This is a genomic window from Mucilaginibacter glaciei, from assembly GCF_014773245.1.
Classification (GTDB): domain Bacteria; phylum Bacteroidota; class Bacteroidia; order Sphingobacteriales; family Sphingobacteriaceae; genus Mucilaginibacter; species Mucilaginibacter glaciei.
On record NZ_JACWMX010000002.1, the window covers coordinates 306,581 to 328,320 of the forward strand.

Annotated in this window: 15 protein-coding genes; 8 read left to right on the forward strand and 7 right to left on the reverse strand. The window is 43.6% G+C overall.

What is annotated here, in order from left to right:
• The first annotated feature begins 312 nt into the window (after positions 1–312).
• The 3 genes from IDJ76_RS06125 to IDJ76_RS06135 all read left to right on the forward strand — a co-directional run bounded on the left by IDJ76_RS06125 (position 313) and on the right by IDJ76_RS06135 (position 5,964).
• Complete coding sequence (locus IDJ76_RS06125) at positions 313–3,504, forward strand: SusC/RagA family TonB-linked outer membrane protein (RefSeq protein WP_191161796.1); 3,192 nt, start codon at positions 313–315, stop codon at positions 3,502–3,504.
• Between the two features lie 17 nt (positions 3,505–3,521).
• Positions 3,522–5,174 carry a RagB/SusD family nutrient uptake outer membrane protein gene (locus IDJ76_RS06130; protein ID WP_191161797.1) on the forward strand — a complete coding sequence of 551 codons (1,653 nt, stop codon included), beginning with the start codon at positions 3,522–3,524 and terminating at the stop codon, positions 5,172–5,174.
• A gap of 268 nt (positions 5,175–5,442) precedes the next feature.
• On the forward strand, positions 5,443–5,964 hold the full coding sequence (locus IDJ76_RS06135; RefSeq protein WP_191161798.1) for a DinB family protein: 522 nt from the start codon (positions 5,443–5,445) through the stop codon (positions 5,962–5,964).
• A 51-nt stretch (positions 5,965–6,015) separates the two neighbouring features.
• Here IDJ76_RS06135 and IDJ76_RS06140 read toward each other — a convergent pair whose 3' ends face one another.
• Together IDJ76_RS06140 and IDJ76_RS06145 are read right to left on the reverse strand one after the other, a co-directional pair.
• On the reverse strand, positions 6,016–7,323 hold the full coding sequence (locus tag IDJ76_RS06140) for an alpha-L-fucosidase (protein WP_191161799.1): 1,308 nt from the start codon (positions 7,321–7,323) through the stop codon (positions 6,016–6,018).
• 10 nt (positions 7,324–7,333) lie between these two features.
• On the reverse strand, positions 7,334–7,663 hold the full coding sequence (locus tag IDJ76_RS06145; protein ID WP_191161800.1) for an L-rhamnose mutarotase: 330 nt from the start codon (positions 7,661–7,663) through the stop codon (positions 7,334–7,336).
• A gap of 124 nt (positions 7,664–7,787) precedes the next feature.
• Here IDJ76_RS06145 and IDJ76_RS06150 point away from each other — a divergent pair, with 124 nt between their 5' ends.
• Positions 7,788–8,303 (forward strand): GNAT family N-acetyltransferase, encoded by a 516-nt coding sequence (locus IDJ76_RS06150; RefSeq protein ID WP_191161801.1) that lies wholly within the window; start codon positions 7,788–7,790, stop codon positions 8,301–8,303.
• Between the two features lie 63 nt (positions 8,304–8,366).
• Positions 8,367–10,928 carry a phosphocholine-specific phospholipase C gene (locus IDJ76_RS06155; RefSeq protein ID WP_191161802.1) on the forward strand — a complete coding sequence of 854 codons (2,562 nt, stop codon included), beginning with the start codon at positions 8,367–8,369 and terminating at the stop codon, positions 10,926–10,928.
• 3 nt (positions 10,929–10,931) lie between these two features.
• Here IDJ76_RS06155 and IDJ76_RS06160 read toward each other — a convergent pair whose 3' ends face one another.
• Entirely contained in the window at positions 10,932–12,599 is a 1,668-nt protein-coding gene (locus IDJ76_RS06160; RefSeq protein ID WP_191161803.1) for an ArnT family glycosyltransferase, read from the reverse strand.
• A 101-nt stretch (positions 12,600–12,700) separates the two neighbouring features.
• Between IDJ76_RS06160 and IDJ76_RS06165 the strand changes: the two genes are divergently transcribed.
• Both IDJ76_RS06165 and IDJ76_RS06170 read left to right on the forward strand, forming a co-directional pair.
• Positions 12,701–13,558 (forward strand): alpha/beta hydrolase, encoded by an 858-nt coding sequence (locus IDJ76_RS06165; protein WP_191161804.1) that lies wholly within the window; start codon positions 12,701–12,703, stop codon positions 13,556–13,558.
• Positions 13,559–13,665: 107 nt separating this feature from the next.
• Positions 13,666–14,565 carry an MBL fold metallo-hydrolase gene (locus IDJ76_RS06170; RefSeq protein ID WP_191161805.1) on the forward strand — a complete coding sequence of 300 codons (900 nt, stop codon included), beginning with the start codon at positions 13,666–13,668 and terminating at the stop codon, positions 14,563–14,565.
• A 59-nt stretch (positions 14,566–14,624) separates the two neighbouring features.
• Here IDJ76_RS06170 and IDJ76_RS06175 read toward each other — a convergent pair whose 3' ends face one another.
• The 4 genes from IDJ76_RS06175 to IDJ76_RS06190 all read right to left on the reverse strand — a co-directional run bounded on the left by IDJ76_RS06175 (position 14,625) and on the right by IDJ76_RS06190 (position 19,739).
• Positions 14,625–15,110 (reverse strand): hypothetical protein, encoded by a 486-nt coding sequence (locus tag IDJ76_RS06175; protein WP_191161806.1) that lies wholly within the window; start codon positions 15,108–15,110, stop codon positions 14,625–14,627.
• Between the two features lie 40 nt (positions 15,111–15,150).
• Entirely contained in the window at positions 15,151–17,355 is a 2,205-nt protein-coding gene (locus tag IDJ76_RS06180) for a penicillin acylase family protein (protein ID WP_191161808.1), read from the reverse strand.
• Between the two features lie 664 nt (positions 17,356–18,019).
• Positions 18,020–19,114 carry a DUF3810 domain-containing protein gene (locus tag IDJ76_RS06185; RefSeq protein WP_191161810.1) on the reverse strand — a complete coding sequence of 365 codons (1,095 nt, stop codon included), beginning with the start codon at positions 19,112–19,114 and terminating at the stop codon, positions 18,020–18,022.
• 109 nt (positions 19,115–19,223) lie between these two features.
• Complete coding sequence (locus tag IDJ76_RS06190; protein ID WP_191161812.1) at positions 19,224–19,739, reverse strand: DUF2911 domain-containing protein; 516 nt, start codon at positions 19,737–19,739, stop codon at positions 19,224–19,226.
• Positions 19,740–20,041: 302 nt separating this feature from the next.
• On the opposite strand from IDJ76_RS06190, the gene IDJ76_RS06195 reads away from it, so the two are divergent.
• The gene (locus IDJ76_RS06195; protein WP_191161813.1) at positions 20,042–21,694 is read left to right on the forward strand and encodes an ArnT family glycosyltransferase; all 1,653 of its coding nucleotides are present in this window, start codon (positions 20,042–20,044) and stop codon (positions 21,692–21,694) included.
• The last annotated feature ends 46 nt before the right edge of the window (positions 21,695–21,740 follow it).

Sequence of the window (21,740 nt, forward strand, 5' to 3'; positions counted from 1 at the left end):
ATCAAATAAAAAGATCGCAAGACGAATAATAATACTTTTAGTTGCATCATATCATTGACTTTTTAGTAAAAATGACTTTTAACGACATTTAAACATTCCTAAAAATTCATTTTGATAAATATTATGTTAAATAAATGTTAAATTTTATATGATATTCTTATTAAAAAAGAATAATTAATGAATTAATAGAAATATTTAATACCATAAAGTCTTAGTTTTTGATAATAGTGTAAAACTTGACAGGCGATTTGTAATGTAAATGTTACAATATATATTGCATCTGTTTAATACCCTAACTAAAACTAATGATTTATGAAAAAAAGTTTCCTCAAAAATTTACTTGGGATATTATTGGCCTTATGCTGCCAATATACTTATGCCCAGGCACAAACCGTAACCGGTATTGTTACCGCTAAAGAAGACGGCTTACCCGTACCAGGGGTAAGCGTTGTGGTGAAAGGTTCAAGAATAGGCGCCCAAACCTCAGTTGCAGGTAAATTCACGTTGCCCGTGTCAGGCCCCGGCACCTTGGTATTCTCATTTATTGGCTATGTGACCAAGGAGGTGCCCTTTACCCCCGGCGAAAACCTGGCTGTAATGATTATAACCAACTCAAAATTACTGAGCGAAGTTGTTGTTACCGGTTCTGGTGTGGCAACAAGTAAAACCAAGCTGGGCATCTCGGTCGAATCTGTATCTGCGTCGCAGTTACCTGCTGCACCAACAGCCTCTATTGATCAGGCCCTGGTAGGTAAAATTCCCGGCGCGCAAATTTCCAGCGTTAACGGTAACCCGGGCCAGCAGGTTAACATTGTGCTGCGCGGTATCAATAGCATACAGGGCGGTACAAAACCATTGATATTGATTGATGGGGTGCAGTTAGCCGCTACCGACCTGAACTCTATCGACCTGAGCAACATTGACCGTGTAGAGATTGTACAGGGTGCAGCCGGTGGTACCATATATGGTGCCCAGGGTGCAAATGGTGTTATCCAGTTATTCACCAAAAAAGGCAAGGCCGGTTCCATGCACATCGATATATCATCAAGCGCGGCTTCAAATGAGCTGATCAACAAAGGCGATGTGCACAAAGCCCGGTTTTTAAGTTTGGTTACCGATGCACAGGGAAATGTGCTGGGTTCGGCAACGGGCACTCCTTTAAAATTCGACCCGGCATTGAGCTATTACCCGGAGAATGTTACATGGAACAGCCTCGACCCAACCAACCTAAATAACAAGCCGTACACTAACTTAACTTATTACGATCATTACAAAGAGTTTTTTAGTAAGGCGGCAACCCTAAACAACTCCCTTAATATTTACGGCGGTACCGAAAAGATAGACTACAATATATCGGCATCTAACAGTTATCAAAATACTGTTTTTAAAAACAATGGCGATTATAAACGTTCTAATTTGTCGGCTAACATCGGCATCCAGTTATTCAAAGGTTTAAAATTCCGTACCAATACGCAGTTGATCTACACGCAGAACAACCTGCTCGATCAAACCGGCCGCGGCATTTTATACTCGTTAAATAACTCGCGCCCTTTTGCCAATTATAATTATGTAGACCCGCAAGGTAACTACGGTGCCTATTTTGGTGATGCCGTTGGTGTAAATGGTTACAACCCAAATTACAACACCCAGTACACCAACAGCCGTACCGCTAAGATAGACCTGCTTCAAAACTTCAATTTAAACTACGCTTTCCCAAGGTTTGTTGAACTGGATGCCAAGTACGGCCTTAACTACAACACCAACCATAACATTTACACTGTTAAACCCCAGGATAATAACGCTAACGCCGGCTTTACCGATAGTTATTTAACTAACTACTACTCGGCAGCAACCATTGGCCAAACCGGCGAAACTACAAATGATTATGGAACGACAACCTTCCAGAACTTTGTAGGTACAGCCTATTTCCGTACCGATTTTTTAAATGATTTCCATTTAAATATCCCTTTAAAAACGTCGACACAATTAACTTACGATTATCGCAAAAACGTTTATAAAGACTTTATCACCTACGGCGCAGATGCACCGTCATATACACCCTTTAACTCAACCAATTATTTGGTATTTAAAACAGTTTATGATTATGTGGAACCCTTTATAACCTATGGTTACCTGGTTAACCAAAAATTTGATTATGGCGAATACGGAGGTATCTCGGGTGGTTTCAGAAGCGATTACTCATCTGCATTCGGCAGGGGGTCAAAGCCGTTCACCTTCCCAAGGGCCGATGCATACTTCAGGTTATCGTCATTCAGTTTCTGGAAAGACAAGGGGATTGGCGAGATCATACCAGAAGTTAAATTCCGCGCTGCTTATGGCGAGGCGGGTATCCAGCCAGGCGCCTTTCAGCGTTACGTAACACTTAACACCAAAAACGTGGGCGGGTCAAGCGCATTCTTCTTGTCGCCTAACCAGCCAAACCCCGATCTGGGTGTTGAAGTATCGAAGGAAAAGGAAATTGGTATGGATATCGCCATTAACGGTATGAAAAATGGCAACTGGTTTAAAGATTTCACCATATCTGCCAGTTACTGGAATCGCAAAACAGAAAACGCCATTTACGGTGTTGATGCGGCCCCATCAACCGGCTTAGGTACCATTCTGCAAAACTCATTTGGGTTAGCATCAAACGGTATACAGGCTTCCATCAACTTTTCGGGTTATAAAAGCCCAAAGTTTAACTGGAACTTTACAGCCAACTTTGGTCACTCTACCTCTATCATCTCGTCGGTTATCGGACAGCCGGTTGTTATCACCTCAGCCGCGGGTAGCTCTAATTACATCTTAAAGGCGGGCGAAAAAATCGGCCAGCTTTACGGTTACAAAATGCTGCACTCGGTTACCGAAACCGCCCCGGATGGCACACCATTTATACCAACCGCGCAACAGGCACAATATTCTGTTGCCAGTAACGGCTGGGTAGTAAATAATACAACCAAACAACCGTTTGTCACATCATCACAATACAGCTTTGGCGATCCTAACCCTAAGTTCAACATGTCGTTTATAAACAACTTCTCTTATAGCAACATATTTAACCTTTCTTTCCAGGTTGATTGGGTTTACGGCAGCCACGTTTATAATCAAACCAAAGAGTGGATGTACCGCGATGGTATTAGCGGTGATTACGATAAGCCGATCACTATCAACGGCGAAACCGGCGCTTATACGGCCTTTTACCGCGGTGTTTATGCCCAGGTATCGCGTAACGGTACTAAAAACTACTTTTACGAGGATGCATCTTTTGCCCGTTTAAGAAACGTATCGTTTGCGCTTAATCTGCATTCGGTATTCCACAGTAAATCTGTTAAAAAACTGCAGTTAGTACTAAGCGGCCGCAACCTGGTAACTATAACCAAATACACGGGTTACGATCCGGAGGTTAGCTCTGGTACGGGTAATTCATCTTTCGACAGAGGGGTTGACCATAATACGATCCCTAACACCAGGACCTATCAGGTTGGCTTAAACATTGGTTTATAATTTATAACAATAAAATCATGAATAGATTAAAAATATATATAACGGCTGCCTTCTTTACCGCAGCAATAGCATCATGCAAAAAAGAGCTTGATGTAAAAAACCCCAACTCGCCCACGGTAGATAATGCTACCAGCGAATCGGGCATTGTATCATTTGCACAGGGCGGCGTTTACGAAGATGGTTTCCGCACGCTAAAATACGGTGATGGTATTTACGGCCTGTTTTACTCGGGCGCGGTTGGCTTTCACGAAATGATGGGTGATGTAATTGGAGCAGAAGCCGCGAATGGATACATCAACCAGATTGGTTGCCCTGACTACGTAATTTTAGATAACGGCAACAAGGTGAATAACCCAAGTTCGCCAGCTAAACAGCACGATTTGCTGCGGGCCATCAATCAAAATTCAAACCAGGGCCAAAACACTACTTATTACGAGTGGGCATATATGTATCAACTAAACAATGTTTGCAATAACATATTAGATTTGATACCTAAAGCGACCCTATCCGGTGATGTTGCTTCGAAAAAAGCAACCCTTACTGCGTGGGCTTATTGGTGGAAAGGTTTTGCCTATGCCCGCATAGGTTCTATTTACTACGCTGGTTTAATTAACAATACTACAGGTGCTACCAATGGCAATTATGTAACTAAAGAAGCTATCATTGCCGAGTCGAACGCCAATTTAGATAAAGCTGCCGCTGCATTATCATCGGTAACCAACGCTGGCGAATACACTGCGCTTTTAACAAAATTGATCCCTGATTTCACACAGGTTGGTAATGGCGGCGTATTAACTATCGATGCCTGGAAACGCAATATCAACACCCTTAAAGCGCGCAACCTTTTGGTAAACACCCCCGTTGCTACCATGACGCAAGCCCAGTGGACCAGCATTTTAACTTTAGCTACAGCCGGTATACAACAGGGCGATAAGGTTTTCACCCTGCGATCAAACGCTACCAATGACCTGTTAGATGCCTTAAGCGGGTCTGTAGCGGCAAAAACTACGGCTACTGCTGCAGGTGGTAATACCTACAAACTAAGCGAACGCTTTGTGCAGGATTTTAAAGCCGGCGATAAACGCCTGGCTAACGTTAAACAAACCGTTACCTGGTTAGGTAATGCAGATAGGGGCAACTCGTTCAACACCCGTTATACATTAGTTGATGCAGGTGTTACTGCAAATGCTTTCCCTGCAGGGGTTATCCAGTTTACCAACCGCACAACCGGTGGTTATGAACTATTTTTAGCAGGAAGTTTTGAAGAGAACGAACTAATGAAGGCCGAAGCTAACATCTATCTGAATAATTTACCGCTGGCACTGGCAAGTATTGATAAGGTACGTACTACCGAGGGTGCAGGCCTTACTGCCGTAACCGGCACCACCACCGATGCTACTGTGGTGAAAGAAGAGTTGCGTAAAGAACGCCGCATTGGTTTAGCCTTTAGAGGTTTATCGTTTTACGATGCACGCCGCTGGGGTGTTATCAACGATGTTACCGCAGGTGGCGGGCGTACAAAAGCAGTGGTTATTAGCAATAGTAATGTGGTGAGCACCAACGCCACCATAAACTATAACTTTTTAGATTACTGGGATGTTCCGGATAATGAGTTGGCTTACAACCCGGCGTCTGCAACAAGTTCCCCTGTAAAAAATCCTAAGCCATAGATATTTGTTCGTTCTTTATATCAGTTAAAATTAATACCTCTACAAAGGCCGTGCATGCAAATTGCGCGGCCTTTTCTATGTAGCGTCTATCCGCTGATTTTTGCTGGTCGTTTGATAAGGAAACAGAAGCTTATCAAAATAATAAGATTTTGACGGTTTTAATTAGAAATATTAAGAGAATTAAAGATTTTTAAATATTCCTGCTGACTGACATAGGGCTGTCATTATCCGGTTGTTTCTTTGACTTACAAACCAAAACAACAACATCATGGTATCACTAATTGAATTCTACCTGAAACAACTGAACGAGGAAGCAGAAACCACCTGCAAAATGTTAGCTATGGTTCCTGACGATAAATACGACTGGGCACCATATGCAAAGAGTATGGATATCCGCAGACTGGCAACGCACATTGCCGAATTGCCTACCTGGATCACTATGGCGCTCAATACCGACGAACTGGATTTTGAGAACAACGCATGGGCCCCTACCATCATTAATAACACGGAAGAGCTGATGGCCCTTTTCGAAAGATCATTAATTGATGGTCGCACGCAGCTGGTAGCCAATAATGAACATAAATTAATTGAAAGCTGGATCTTGCGTAGTGGCGATCAGATATACAGCAAAAATACAAAAGGCGAGACGATCCGTATGGCACTATCGCAGATCATCCATCACAGGGCGCAACTTGGCGTGTACCTGCACCTGCTGGATATACTCATCCCCAGCAGCTACGGCCCAAGTGCCAATGAGCAGTTTGAAGTAATAGAAGTAGAAGCCGTGTAAGGTGAGCATCAGCTTTAACAACTTTTATAAAATTGTCAAAGCTTTTATTTCCTAATTTGCCGTTAGCTTCACGATAGTATCATTGGCATCAATAGGCAGGCCTGCGGTGTAAATAAACACACCTTCTGGCTGCTGTTTAAATTTAACGGATGCACCGGTGCCCAGCACGATAGCTTTAGTAACCGTCTGTTTAAGCTGAGGGATAAAAATATAGGGAACCTGTGGTACAGTAGTAATATGCACATATTGGTTATTGCCCTTAACAGTCATCACACCCCAATCCTGCGGAGGTACCGTACTGCCGCGGGTACCGTAAATGGCCTCGCCATTCTTTTTAACCCAGGCACCTACAATGGCCAGCGTATCTGTAAACTCCGACTGGATTTTACCGTTAGGCATCGGCCCGATGTTGAGCAGGAAATTGGCGTTACGCCCTGCCGCATTCACCAGGTAGTGAATGATCTGTTTAGAAGTTTTAAAATGTCTGTCGTTAATATTGAAACCCCAGCTGTTATTGATCGTTTCGCAGGTCTCTAAAGGCAATGTGCCAATCTTAGAGTCAGCGCTAAAGCCGGTGGTATTGTTACCCGGCAAATCTTTCTCAAACATCTGAAAATCTTCGCCGTCCTTAGGTGCCAGGTGGTGGTTATTACCCACCATGATTGATGGGTTCAATTTATGGATCAACCCGTAGATCTCGTTGTAGTGCCAGTTTACCTCTTTGCGCTCCCAGTCGCCGTCAAACCAGATGCCCTTAACCCCCGGGTACTTAGTGATCAGTTCTGTAAGCTGGTCTTTCATAAATTTAATGTAGCTGTCCCAGTCGCCGTTAACGGGCTTGCCGTCAACAATCGGGCTGCCAAAGGCATAGTCGGCGCGGCCCCAATCCAGTAGCGAGTAGTAAAAATGCAGTTCAATGCCTTCCTTCTCGCATTCTTTGGCCAATTCCATCAAGGGATCTTTATGGTATGGGGTAGCATCCACAATGTTATAAGGCGACATTTTAGTACCGAACATACTAAAGCCATCGTGATGGCGCGAAGTTATGGTAATGTACTTCATCCCGGCCTTTTTAGCAAAAGCTACCCATTCTTTAGCATTGAACTCCTGCGGGTTAAAAAATGTGGCCAGGCGTTTATAGCTGTCATAAGGGATCTTCTTTTCGTGCATTACCCATTCGCCATCGCCCAAAATACCGTAAATGCCCCAATGAATAAATAGCCCGAATTTCATATCCTGAAAATTGCGCCGGGTAGCCATATTGCCAACAGTTGGTGTGTAGCTAACTTGGGCCCGCACATTGTTGACGCCGGTGGCCAACAGCAATCCCAGGCAAATGGTGAATAATCTGTTTTTCATATCGATAGGTTTATAATTCAAATATCTTGGTCATCAATATCCATTTCTCGCCGGCCAGGGCTCCCTTAACAGATTGCTGATACTTCCACATCAATTCTTCCCACTCCTGCACTTTCGGGTTGGCGGCATCCTTTTCGGCTTTGATCTCAAAGCTAAAATCGTCCATCGTTTCCATGATCATGAACAGGCGCACATCATGCCGGTAAATGGTCATGCCGATGATCCCCGACCCGGTGATGCTGGCTAAAATTTCCGGCCAGACAGCCTGGTGATGCGCTTCGTATTCAGCAATCAACGCGGCATCATCTTTAAGGTCGAGCGTTAAACAGTATCTGATCATAATAGGATATTAACTTGTTTATAGGATTATCAGGACAAATTGGTTTTACAAATAAAGAAAAGTTCGGGGTAAAAACAATAGCCCGGTGGCTTTAATTTCTAAAGGAATTTCGCTTACTTGCATCATGACCGAGCCATTATTTGAATCAGAAAACCTGGCCATGCATTGTTTTGATGTGAGCGATGGTGCTTTTATTTTTGAATTGCTCAACAGCGCAGGCTGGAAGAAATTTATCGGTGATCGCTCTATTAATACCTTAGCCGATGCCCTTAATTATATCAACACAGGCCCGCTGGTGAGCTATCAAACAAATGGTTACGGCGGCTGGATGGTATCTTTAAAAAGCACCGGCGACCCCATTGGCATGTGTGGTCTCTTTAAGCGAGATTATTTGGCCGGCCCCGATCTGGGCTTTGCCTTTTTACCTGGCTTTGAGGGCAAGGGTTTTGCTTATGAAAGCTGCCTCGCCGCCATAAAGTATGTGCGCGACACCTACAGACTTAAACAACTTTATGCCACTACGGTCGAAATTAATCCGCGGTCGCAGCGTTTGCTAACAAGGTTGGGGTTTACAGCAAGTGGTACAATTGGCCCGCCTGTGGCAGCTGTCGACCTGCTCTTGTACACCCTGCAGCTTTAAATATTAACAGAACATTTACACGGTTGCAATTTAAAGTTAACGGCCAATAGATATTTTTACCAAATGTTAAACTCACGCAGAGATTTCCTGAAAAAAGCGGCGCTGTTAACCGGCGCGGCTGGCTTAAGCAGTATTTTACCGGCCTCTATCACTAAAGCTATGACCATAAACCCGGCACCCGGCAGTACATGGATGGATGCCGAACATGTAGTGATACTGATGCAGGAAAACCGCTCGTTCGACCATTGCTTTGGCTCGTTAAAGGGCGTGCGCGGCTTTAATGATCCGCGCGCAATTGATCTGCCCAACAACAATCCGGTTTGGCTGCAAAGCAACGCCAATGGCGATACTTATGCGCCTTTTCACCTCGATATCAATAATACTAAGGCCACCTGGATGAGTTCGCTGCCGCATAGCTGGAGCAACCAGGTAAACGCCCGGAACGATGGTAAGTTTGATAAATGGCTGGTAGAAAAACAATCGGGCAACAAGGCTTATAAGGAGATGCCGCTTACGCTGGGTTACCATAAGCGGGAGGATTTGCCGTTTAACTATGCCCTGGCAGACGCCTTTACCGTTTGCGACCAGCACTTTTGCTCTTCATTAACTGGTACCACGCCTAACCGTCACTACTTATGGAGCGGTACCATCAGGAAAGAGCAGGACGAAAATTCAAGGGCCAACGTTTGGAATGAGGATGCCGATTTTGGAACGCTGGATTGGCCCACCTTCCCCGAAAGGCTGGAAGAACACGGCGTATCATGGAAATGCTATCAGAACGAGATCTCGGTAGGCGTTGGCTTTGAGGGCGAGCAAGATTCCTGGCTATCTAACTTTACCGATAACAACCTGGAGTTTTTTAAACAATTTAATGTAAGGCTTCACCCCCAACATATTGCCCATGTTAAAAAACGACTGGCCACACTGCCTCAACAGATCATCGACCTACAAGCTAAAATAGATGCCCTGCCCGCCGAAGACGCAGCAGGCAAAAAATTAAAAAAAGAATTGAAGCAGCTCAATTACGAACTGGATGAGATACATAAAAACAACGCGATCTTAGAACCAGGTGCCTTTGATAAGCTTAGTGATAAAGAAAAAAGCCTGCACCGAAAGGCTTTTGCGACAAATAATAACGACCCGCATTACCACGAGCTTACTACATTTAAATATAATGATAACGGTACTGAACGGGAGATGCAGATACCTAAAGGTGATGTACTTCACCAGTTTAGGGATGATGTAAAAAAAGGCAAACTACCCACCGTATCATGGATTACCGCGCCGGAGAATTTTTCTGACCACCCCGGCGCTCCCTGGTATGGCGCCTGGTACCTGTCTGAAGTGTTGGATATCCTCACCAAAAACCCCGAAGTATGGAAGAAAACGATATTCATACTCACCTATGACGAAAACGACGGGTACTTTGACCACGTGCCGCCATTTGTTGCGCCCCATTCCCATAAACAAGGTACCGGCAAGGTATCTGACGGTATTGATACACGTGCCGAATTTGTTACGCTTGCCCAAGAAAAGGACCGCAAGGGTTTCCCTAATAATTATGACCGGGAGAGTGCCATTGGTTTAGGTTTCAGGGTGCCTATGGTTATTGCCTCGCCCTGGAGCCGAGGCGGATATGTAAATTCTGAGGTTTTCGATCATACATCCAGCCTGCAATTTTTGGAGAAGTTTATTACCCATAAAACGGGAAAGGCCATCAAAGAAACCAATATCAGCGACTGGCGGCGCACCGTTTGCGGCGATTTAACTTCGGTATTTCGCCCGTATAATGGTGAGAAGCTAACGCCGCTCACTTTTCTTGACCGCGATACATCTGCCGAGGGCATCCACAAAGCACAGTTTAAAAAACTACCCACCGATTATAAGAAACTAACAGCGGATGATATTGTGCTGATCAAAAAAGCACCTGCCTCATCGCCCTACATGGCTAAACAGGAGCCCGGTATAAAGCCGGCTAATGCCTTACCATACGAGCTTTATGCCGATGGCCAGTTAAGTGCCGATAAAAAGTCGTTCGGGATCAACTTTAAAGTGGGCGATGCGCTATTTGGCAAACAATCGGCCGGGTCGCCGCTTACGGTTTATGCGCCTGGAAAATATGCTCATGTGGCCGACCCGCAACAAATGGAAGCCGCCCGCAGCTGGAATTACGCCCTTACCGCCGGTGATAGTTTGGAAGATTCCTGGCCTTTAAATGAGTTTGATAGTGGCAATTATCACCTGCGTACTTACGGGCCTAATGGCTTTTACCGCGAATTTAAAGGCAACGCCGAAGATCCGCTCCTTAATGTATTTGTCACTTATCAAACTGCTGCTACAAAGGCAACCGGTAACATCGATGTCACCTTTAATATCCCAATGAATAATCAGCCCTTAAAGGTTGAGGTGATCGACAACGCTTACAAAAGCGGCAAGCGTCAGATGACTATTCAAGGTGAAAGTTTTGCCCCGCAAACTATCAAGTTAGATTTGCTGAAGAACCACGGCTGGTATGATTTCAGCATACGGGTAAACGGTTATCCAAACTTTGAAAAAAGATATGCAGGCCGTGTGGAAACCGGCGCGACAAGTTATTCGGACCCGTTGATGGGTGGGGTGGTATAGCGTTTATTTCACCAAAACTACCTGCATGGTATCCAGTGTAGATGCGCGGGTTGCCCTGTTCAGGAATGCTCCCTTTAACCTGGTGATAGGATAGTGCGCGAAATTGGACAGTATTTGTACCTGCCTGCCTTTTGCAGCAAGGTTGGCAGCGGAGGCCCTATCACCATAAAAAATGAATGGTGTAGTTGGAAGGGTTGTTCTACCATCGGGGTAAATATTAGTAACCGATGGGTCGATATAAAAATCCATCGGGTGCGAGCCGATGGCAAAATTCTGATAAACCGGTAACCTGCCGGGATTATGTATATTAACCCACATTGCCGCCTGGCTCCCTGCCTGATATTTGATCAACGATGGATAAAAGGCCAGGTTAAGGTACAGGTTAACTACTACAGATATAATAATAGTACGGAACCCCGTTTGCCTGAAATCCAGATCTGCAAACCTTCGAGGCAGCAGCAAAAGGATGCCTAGCCATATCAGCAAAGTCAGCCCAATTTGCCAGCTAAATTCATCGGGGCGGAAATAGTAATGCAGCAGCCCAATTATCACCAGCATTAGCGTTATCACTACAATTTGCATCACCCGTAGAATAGTTAACGTTTTGGCCGACTGCAGTCCGTACAGGTATTGCGCGGTAATGATTGCAAAAAACGGGAATACGATATTTAAATAATGAGGCAGTTGAAATTTAGATGCCGAGAACAATAAAAAGGTTAGCAGTGCTCCGCTGATGCAAAACCACTCGCGGCCCTGCACATTTTTAATCCCTGTTTTAATAAAGTGATAGACGGCCGCAAACAGCACCAGCGACCAGGGCAAGAAGGCCCAAAGCGTAGTATGTACAAAAAAGGATGGGTCGCCGTGGCCTTTGATGGGGCCGGTATTGAAGAAACGCCCAAACTGGCTGTCCCAAAAAAAGAATTTGATACCCGAAACATTTGTCCTCTCGAATACCACCTTCTGCGGGTGGGCATCAAACTGGCGGTAAAGGCAGTAGATCTCGGGCAGGATAAATATCAGTATCAGCACACCGGCAAGCAGCCAGCGCAGGCTAAACAACTGTTTCCACTGCCTGGTGATAGCCAGGTGCCCGGCAATGGCGCCACCTATAGGGATGAGCGCGAACATCCCCTTAGTCATGATGGCGCAGGCGGTAAACAGGCAGGCGCATACCAACTGTAAAAAGCTGTTACGGGTGTAAGCCACGTAAAAATGATACACCGCGGCGATGATCAGCCCGGTTAAATAAGGCTCGGCCCGCACATCGTTGTTAGACAGGATAATGTGCTGCGCCGTCAGTAATATCAGTACAGCCCATAAGCCTACCTCTTTATTATAAAGCTTTTTGGCAAAAAGACAGGTGTACCCTGCCCCCATCATCATAAACAAAATACCCGGCAGTTTGTACGCCCAAGTTGTAAAGCCAAATAGTTTGAAAGAAAAAGCCGTAACCCAGAATGGAAAATGCGGCTTATCCAGCCAATCGGTATCGTAAGCAAACAGTTGTATATAGTCGTTACGCTGCACCATTGTTTTGGCTATACTGGCGTAAAGCGTACCATCAACCCCCATTATGGGTGTAAACAAACCCGTAAAATTAACCAATACGGCCACCCCTATAAAATAGTAAAGCCATTTGATTTTGGTGTTGGGTACAGGGGTATTCATGTGCGCCGGTAAAGGTAATCAGATTTCAAAACATCCATATATTTTCACTAAATTTAACGGTGCAACAAACCCCAGTTGCCTCAAACCAAATTATACCGTTTATGAAAAAATATTTATCCGCATTACTGCTGCTATGCCCGTTTGCGCTGCTTGCCCAAACCGGCAAGGTGTATGATAACCTGACGCTCAACAGTAAGGTTTTAAAAAGCGAACGCAAGTACGCCGTTTACCTGCCGCCCGATTATGAAACAAGCGGCCGCAGCTATCCGGTATTATACCTGCTGCACGGCGCAGGCGACGACCAAACCGGCTGGGTGCAATTTGGCGAAGTGTTGAGCATTACTGATAAAGCGATCAAAGATGGTATCGCCACACCGATGATCATCATTATGCCCGATGCCAACACCGGTAGGCGGGGTTATTTTAACGATATTAAGGGTGATTGGAATTACGAGGACTTCTTTTTTAACGAACTGGTGCCCTTTGTAGAAAAGAAGTACCGCATAAAAAGCGAAAAGCGTTTCCGTGCCATTGCCGGCCTGAGTATGGGCGGCGGCGGCAGTTTTGTATATGCGCTGCACCATCCTGAAATGTTTTCTTCGGCCTGCCCGCTAAGTGCAGCTACAGGTTATTTGACGTTAGATGATGCCAAAGTTGCCATCAATAAAAATAATCCCAACCTGCCCGATAGCACCGTAATTAACTTTTATAACAAATACAGTGTACTGCCTCTAATGAACGCCATGCCCGATGCACAAAAGAAAGCGGTGCGTTGGTTGATGGATGTAGGCGATGATGATTTTTTGTATGAAGGGAACGGCCTAGTGCATAACCTGATGCGCAAAAAAGAGATCCCTCATGAGTACCGCGTACGCGACGGCGCACACAACTGGACCTATTGGCGCGGCTCGTTACCCAATGTACTGGAGTTTGTATCGCAGGTATTTCATCAATATTGATTAGGGGAAATATAAATTATTAAAGACTCGATGTTGCTTGTAAGGGTTTGTCAAATAACTCTGCTAATTATAAATTATTATTCATCATAAAATCAGCCCTCAATTTAATGGAACGCAGAAAATTTTTAACAACTACGGCATTATCTGCCGGATCATTGGCCCTTTTTGGTAAACGTAGCTTTGCCGCCATGCTGGCAGACCCTGCATACAAAATAACGCCCTTACGTAATAATGTTGGCATCTTTACAGAACAGGGTGGCACTATTGCCTATATGGTTAATAAAGAAGGCATAGTTGTGGTTGATGCCGAGTTCCCAAATACCGCCCCACACCTTATAGCCGAATTACAAAAACAAAGCAGCCAACCTTTTCAATGGCTTATCAATACCCACCACCACGGTGATCATACCAGCGGTAACATTGCCTTTAAGGGGTTGGTAAAAAATGTAGCGGCGCACGCTAATTCGCTCACCAACCAAAAGGCAGCCGCAGCAAAGCAAAAATCTGAAGATAAGCAACTTTACCCGGATACCACCTTTACCGATAAATGGAAAATTAAAGTTGGCGACGAGCGCATTACCGCGCATTATTTTGGCGCAGGCCATACCAACGGCGATAGCTTTATCCACTTTGAGCATGCCAATATTGTACATTGCGGCGACCAGGTATTTAACCGGCTTTACCCCTATATTGACCGCAGCGCGGGTGCATCATGTAAACACTGGCCGCTGGCTTTAGAAGCTGCGCTGAAACAGTTTGACAAGAATACTATCTTTGTTTACGGCCATGCATTCGACCCGGTAAAGGTAACCGGTAACACCGAGGACCTTAAACTGATGAAAGATTTTATGGAAAAACTGGTTGCCTATGTTGATAGCGGTATAAAAGCCGGTAAAAGCAAGGCGGATATCTTGGCTACAAAATCTATTCCCGGCGTTACTGAATGGAATGGCGGCGGCATTGAACGCATCCTCGGCGCAGCTTATGATGAGTTGACAGGTGCGTGATTATACTATACTCAACGCCCCTGGCTAAAGCTTCGGGGCGTTTAATATTTACAGTCAGATCAATACCCTACAAATTCTTTTTGGTTGATCTTAACCATGCCTCTATTGTCAGACGTGCTGATAAACATCTCTATGCGGTAAAATTCATTATCAAATATAAAGATATTATTGTCCTGATTAACCCCTTGGAATTTGAGTGTCATTTTTGAACGCTTGGCCTGACTAATCATGTTCACCACATGCTGCGGATCAAGCGTTGTATAAGTGATGGAGCGCAACACAGTTTGGTTTTGCAAAACAGTATTTACACCAATAGTAACGGTTTGCTCTTTTTCTTTGGGATTGATAGAACGGAAATGCTCTATCTTTTTACCGTTGACAACCTCCTGATATTGGTGTTTAAAAACCTTGCCTAACGTTAAGTAAGTATGAGCTTGGCCATCGCTCAGGTTGGTTAAGTTGGTGAGATCAAAAAACGAAATGCTTTGCGCGTAAGTACTTGCAGCAAAACAAAACAGTAATAATACGAGTACAAGTCTTTTCATTTATTTTATTGGTGCAAATATAATTCTTTTTGAGTTTTTACTATTGCCCGGGGTGATACGTCTTTTCAGCATGTTTAAGCACATCTTCTTTATAAAAAAGCACCTCTTTAAACTTGCCGTCCAGATATCCCTGCGCCTGATCTGTAAAGTGCCTGGAGCCCGGATTAAATGACGACCCACCCGTTACAATAGATTTAGCCTTAACCTTAGGCCCAAACTCAATGGCAGCTAAAAAACTATTACCAGAGAAACCGTAACGCTTTTGCGTGTTCATGGTGCGGCTCACAAACGATGGCAACTGCCCAAAGTTTGATGACGTTGTACCCACCGGCAAACTCGGTTTATCATCATCAAACGTTATGCCATCGGCCGGGCGTTGGTAGCGGTTGATGTCGCCCCAAGGCATTTTCCAGGTTCCATAGCGTGTTTGCAGGCTTTTTACTGATTCCGAAAGTAATTCCAGCATCTTATTACCCGGCATAGTTTGTAATAGCTGGCGCACGCGCTTAACCTGGTAAGTATTTTCGCCCGCTTTTGGGGCAGGCAATACCCGCATTATTGCCGTTGCATACTCTACAGCAAGGGTGGTAGCTATCGAATTTGCTGTCGATCTTTTACCCCATAGCTGCAGCATTTTTATCGGCTCAGCCAATTGAGCCCTTAAACTATCGGGGGCATTTTTATATGCGGCAAACAATGGCGGCAGCACGTCATCAAAAAGGCTGAGGTAATGGTCATACCCTTTTGCTATCAAGCCATCTAAAGAAAGCTTACCCGCATTTTTCAATAACCGGGCAGCCAGTAATCCGCGGTAATTTTCATTATCAGGTGCCATATAAAGCGGGTATTTACCTATTGGCGGGCTGGCTGTGCCCGATGCGGTGTAGGGTGTTGAATTACAATTCTGGATCCAGCCGGTGGCGGGGTTGTAAATATGTACGATCTCGTTAAGCGGGTGTACGCCTTTCCACTCAGTTACCGGTGTGGAACCATCTACGGGTAAAGCCCAGTTAATGTTCGGGTCGCGCCTGGGCATAAAGTTACCGTACCAGAAAGCGATATTCCCCTGACCGTCGGCATATACAGTATTGTTGCTGGTGTTGGAGAGCAGGCCCATCGCCTTCTTATACTGATCAAAGGTATTAGCCTTGGTTATGAGCCACGATTCGAGCAAGGCATTATAAGAGCGGTTATTATGTTTTAAAGCCAGCCATTTTCCGTCGCGCGCGGCTAAAACCGGCCCGTGGTGTGTATAATATCCGGTAATATTGCGGGTTAATGTTTGATCGCCTTGTTTAATATTAAGTTTTAAGGGCCGGGTAACTACCGGTTTCAACTTACCATCGTATTCATAAAACCATTTCCCATCCTTTTTAGTCATCTTCTCCAGATACACATCGCCAACATCAGCATAGCTGCTGGTGTGCATCCAGCCGCAATGCGAATTAAAGCCCTGGTAAATAAAAAATTGCCCCCAGGTAACCGCGCCGTAAGCCTGAAGACCTTCGTCGCTCTTCAACCCAACTTCACTGCGGAAATAGAAAGGAACATGGGGGTTAATATAAAGCATGGCGTGCCCGGATGCTGATTTCTCCGGAGCGATGGCAAACCCATTGGAGCCATTCTCCCGCTCGTTATACATTTTAATATTGCGTGGTTGATATACCGAACCCAGCTTTTCGGTTTCGCCATTGTAAAACGCAGCGGTTTCTCTGGTTGCAATATCGCCGGTTTCGGTTGCGGCAACGCTGCCGTCGGTAAACATTAGCGCATACCAGGGTTTAAAGCGTGTAAAAACAAGCGGTTTTACTTCGGGGTGTTTATACAGATAATAATTTAAGCCATCGGCAAAGGCATCCATTAACTTTTTAAAATATAGCGGGCTTTTGTTGTAATCGGCTATGGCACCTGCGCTGTCGGCTATTAATTGTAGTTGTACATCGTCAAATAATTTACTTTCCCCGTCAGCTTCACTTTGCCGGCCCAACTGGTAAAGATAATTCCGTTCGATGCCTTTAAAATTATCTTCGCACTGGGTGTACATCAACCCAAAAACTACGCTGGCATCCATTTTACCGTAAATATGCGGCACGCCGTAATCGTCCCTGATAATGGTAACCGCTGCTGCCTGCTGCTTAAAGCGTTGCACTTCTGCCGCGCTAAATTTTTGTGCAGATAGCAGCGTCGGGACAAAAATGAGCAGGGCGTTTAGAATATACCTGATGCCTGGAACACGTGATATCATTTTAAATATTTTGAAAAATCACATCAGTTTGTGATGTTACCAATTTAATAAATAAGCTGTTTAATATATATTTTTTTGCAGCACTGATAACAGCCATCATTTACTACACCTTTAAACATACACTAAGCATGCTGTATAGCATATAGCTCAATAGCGATAATTGATTTGGCTTGTTTTTCATACAAAAATGTCAATTTAACATTTATAAAGTATAACTATTTGATTATTAATAATAAAAATCAACAATAATTCCGTCGTTATCAACGGATTTGCTGTTATTAAAATGGAATTTCAGTAAAATATAAAGCGAATCTCGTTTTGACGAAAACGCTATTTTAACACTATTGACGTATTATCAGTCATTTTAATGTTACTATTTGTAACAAATTGCGACACCAACCATCCAATGTGTAACTTTGACACAACATTAAATGTATTTATGAAGTTTGGGCCATTTTTTGCAATGAGCTTTATGTGCCACAAGCTAATTAAAAATACTATAGCGAGCTGAAAGAGCTTATACTATAAAAGAGCTTGGGTAAAGAAATATGTTATCTGAGATTTAGTTGATCAATATCATTTGAGAGATGATATTGTAAGAGCGTTCCGGGGTGAGATACGGAACGCTTTTTATTTACCTGGGTTTTGGCAACTGCTTGATGTTTTATCTTACTAAACCATTTTTCTTATATATCGCCATCACTAACGATACCATACGGTTATAGGTCTCTAAACCTTCAGGCTGGTTATTTGCCTTTAAAAAATTGTCATAAAATATACTGCTAATCGTATTGATCTTATTTTGGTAGGATAGCCAATACATCCGCTCGGCCTTAAAATCATTTTTAACACCGGGCGAGATACGTAGTTTTAACTGCTTGTGTGCAACGGTATCAACGCGCCTTAAGGTGTGCATAAATTCCTCCACCGCTAAATAATAACCAGAGTAGCGCAACAATTTATCTTCAGAAGCGGTTGCGGCAAGAAACCCTACGAAATTAGCCTCATCCTCGGGCCCGTACCCCATCTGGTGCGACATTTCATGGCAGGCAACAAAGGGGCGGTTAAATACCGGCATCTGGTAATTCATTTGCGCTTCTGTAGTAAAGGGGTTGTAATAGCCCGATGTACCCAGGTAATTCATAAACGGCGTGAGTATTGATGGCTTGATACCGGGGCTGTAGGTTTTAAAACCGACAGAAGTGTTAGCCAACACGTTAACTGCTTTTCGTGCTTTTTGGTAAATAGTATCGTTACTCTGCAGCAAATCTGCCGGTGCAAGGCGGGCGCGGCAATGGTTGGCGCTGTCTATCAATATAGTGGTAACGGCCTGCAAATCGGCAGTGGTAAAGGTGCTATCCCTAAGGTTTAACCGTTCGGCTGCCGACGGCCTGAAATAATTCATCCCCCAAAGCAAATAAAACAGCACAATACCTGCCTGTACACCTATAAAAATACCTAATAACAATTTACCTAATTGCACAAATCGTTTCTTAAAAAGTAGCCTGAATGCCGTGAAGATGGCATAAAGCAGGTAGAGCACAATTGCCGTGTACAGCACATCGCCAAAACTAAAGGGCAACAGGTTGAGTACCGGGTGCAACAAGTAGCAAACTACCGGGTAAAGGCCTTCAGAATAATAACGCTCTACGGCGTTTGGATAGCCGGCAAACAGCGTAAGCAGGTAAATCACTATAAATAATATTATAATAGTTAACCCGCGGTTTAAAAGCGGCCTTTTACGATGTAGGTGCTGCATGTTACACGGTAAATATAACGTTTATAAAGTTGAACTTCTACTGAGCTTTGTGGCATAAAAAAGCCCCCCGAAAAAATCGGGAGGCTTGTAAATTACTTTACGTTTTAAATTATTTAATTGATACAGGTACAGATAGTTTATCCCAATTTAGGCTAAAACCTTTTTTGTTGATCTTGTAAACCAAACGCTCGTTCATGGTGGTTGCAACAGGCTTAACTGTTACACGTAAAGCATCTTTGCTCTCGTCATACTTAAATGCACCCCATTGTTTAGGCTCCTTGTTAAAAATGATTGTCCAAGTAGTCGCTGTAGGGATAGCGAAGAAACCGTAGGTACCTGCAGGTAATAATTTACCTTCAACCTTAATGTCTTTGCTGGTAGTAAATACGGTTGCTTCGTTTGCACCTGTACGCCATACACTACCATATTTTTCTAATTCGCCAAATACCTTGCGGCCTTTTACCGAAGGACTACCGTAGTTGATACTGATTTTTGAACCTGCAACCGTCGCACTAACGCTGTCGCGCGGACTTTCCATTGGTTTTTTTTGTGCAAATACCGTTGTTGAAAAGATCAGGGCGAACACTAATAATGTCGCGGCTTTAAATTGAAATGCTTTTTTCATAAAAAAGATAAATTGAGTGTTTTATTAATATAACTGGTTGTAGATAATTAAATTATCACAAATATGATATAAATAACTTTTATACCAGATATTAAGCCGCAATAATATCACTCCAAAACAATGTAAGCAACATCAAATTCACACAACCCACAGCTAATGAGTGTACTATATGACAAAATCACATACGTTAGCCACGACCCAAAACAATAAACAATTGTTATCAAACTTGCCATTGCCCGTAGCAGGTTTCTTTGGGAATTGTTTTAGCCGTATTAATTTATATTTGCATCAAACCATCATTAATGAACAATAATAACAAGCCCTTTTACCTGATACTTTTTGTGCTGGCTTTAGTGGTAAATTTTATTGGTATTAATAATGATTTTTTTTCTGACGACCCCGGGCTGTATGCATCTATTGCCAAAGCAATGGTTTACAAAAAAGACCTATGGCAATTGTATAGCTACAATGTCGACTGGTTGGATAAACCGCACTTCCCGTTTTGGGCGGCTTTTGTGAGTTTCAAAATATTCGGCGTTAGCGTTTGGGCGTACCGGTTACCGGCATTACTTTTCTTTTTACTCAGCCTGCTTTACACTTATCTGTTTACCCGCAGGTATTACACAAAAGAAATTGCTTTTACAGCCGTATTGATTGTAATGACCGCGCAGCATGTGTTGATATCTAACGTTGATGTTAGGGCCGAGCCTTACCTGATGGGCCTGGTAATTGGTAGTATTTATCATATAGCAAAGTTGTATGACAGATATAGCCTAACCGACCTGCTGCTTGCAGCCCTGCTTACTGCCTGCGCCATCATGACAAAAGGCATATTTGTTATAGTAGTCATTTACGGTTCGCTGCTTGGACAGTTGATTTTACAAGGCGAGTTTATGAACTTGTTTAAGGTTAAATGGTGGGCACTTTTCCTGCTTACTTTTTTGTTTTGCCTGCCCGAGCTTTATGCTCTATATATTCAGTTTGACTTGCACCCCGAGAAGACCGTGTTTGGCCGTAATGGTGTATCGGGTATAAAATGGTTTTTGTGGGACAGCCAGTTTGGCCGCTTCATCAACAGCGGTCCCATCCGTCAGCAAAAATCGGGCGATGTGTTTTTCTTTGTGCACACGCTGCTATGGGCGTTTGCACCGTGGTGTCTTTTCTTTTATTATGCTTTGTACAAAAGCGTTAAAAATATTAGACAGAAAGTAAGACTCAATGAATACTACACTTTAAGCGGCGGATTGCTTTTACTGCTTTTGTTCTCTTTATCACGTTTTCAATTACCATTTTACACTAATGCCATCTTCCCACTTTTCGCTATTATCACGGCGCCATATTTTTATAAGCAATTATTAAAGGCAGCAAATATTTATTGGGGCATTGTTCAATGGATCGGTGTCATATTATTACCCATTATTGCTATAGGTGTCCACCTTTATTTGAAACCGGATAATTCTTTATGGTTTATTGTCGATTGCTTTTTGTTCGGCAGCTTGGCTATCGCTATCATTATCAAAGTGCCTGCTGTAAAACAGCGGGTATTCCTGCTGAGTTGCTGCGCGGTACTGTTTGCTAATTTTTATATTAATACTACGTTCTTTAAAATATTGGCCTCATACAACGGGCAAATAACCGCAGCAAAATTTGCCAACCTTGCTCAAAACAACAACCAGCAATTATACTCGGTAAACCCTGCCAACAACGTGTTCCAGTTTTATTGCAGCCGCCAGGTTAACTTTGTAAGGTTAGATCTTTTTAAAAACTATCCCGCAGGCAAAAAATCGCTTTTCTTTTTAAGCCAGCTTTCTGTTGATTACCTTGTAAAAACTGGCGTGAGTTTTACAGTAGTAAAAGCATTTAGTAACTATCCGCAGGAAAATATTTTACCCGCCTTTATCAATAAAGAAACCCGGTCAAAAACACTCGACCGGGTTTATCTGATCACTAGATGATTACGTGTTCTTATTGCCCTTTGCTTTTCTAAAAAAGTAGCATTAT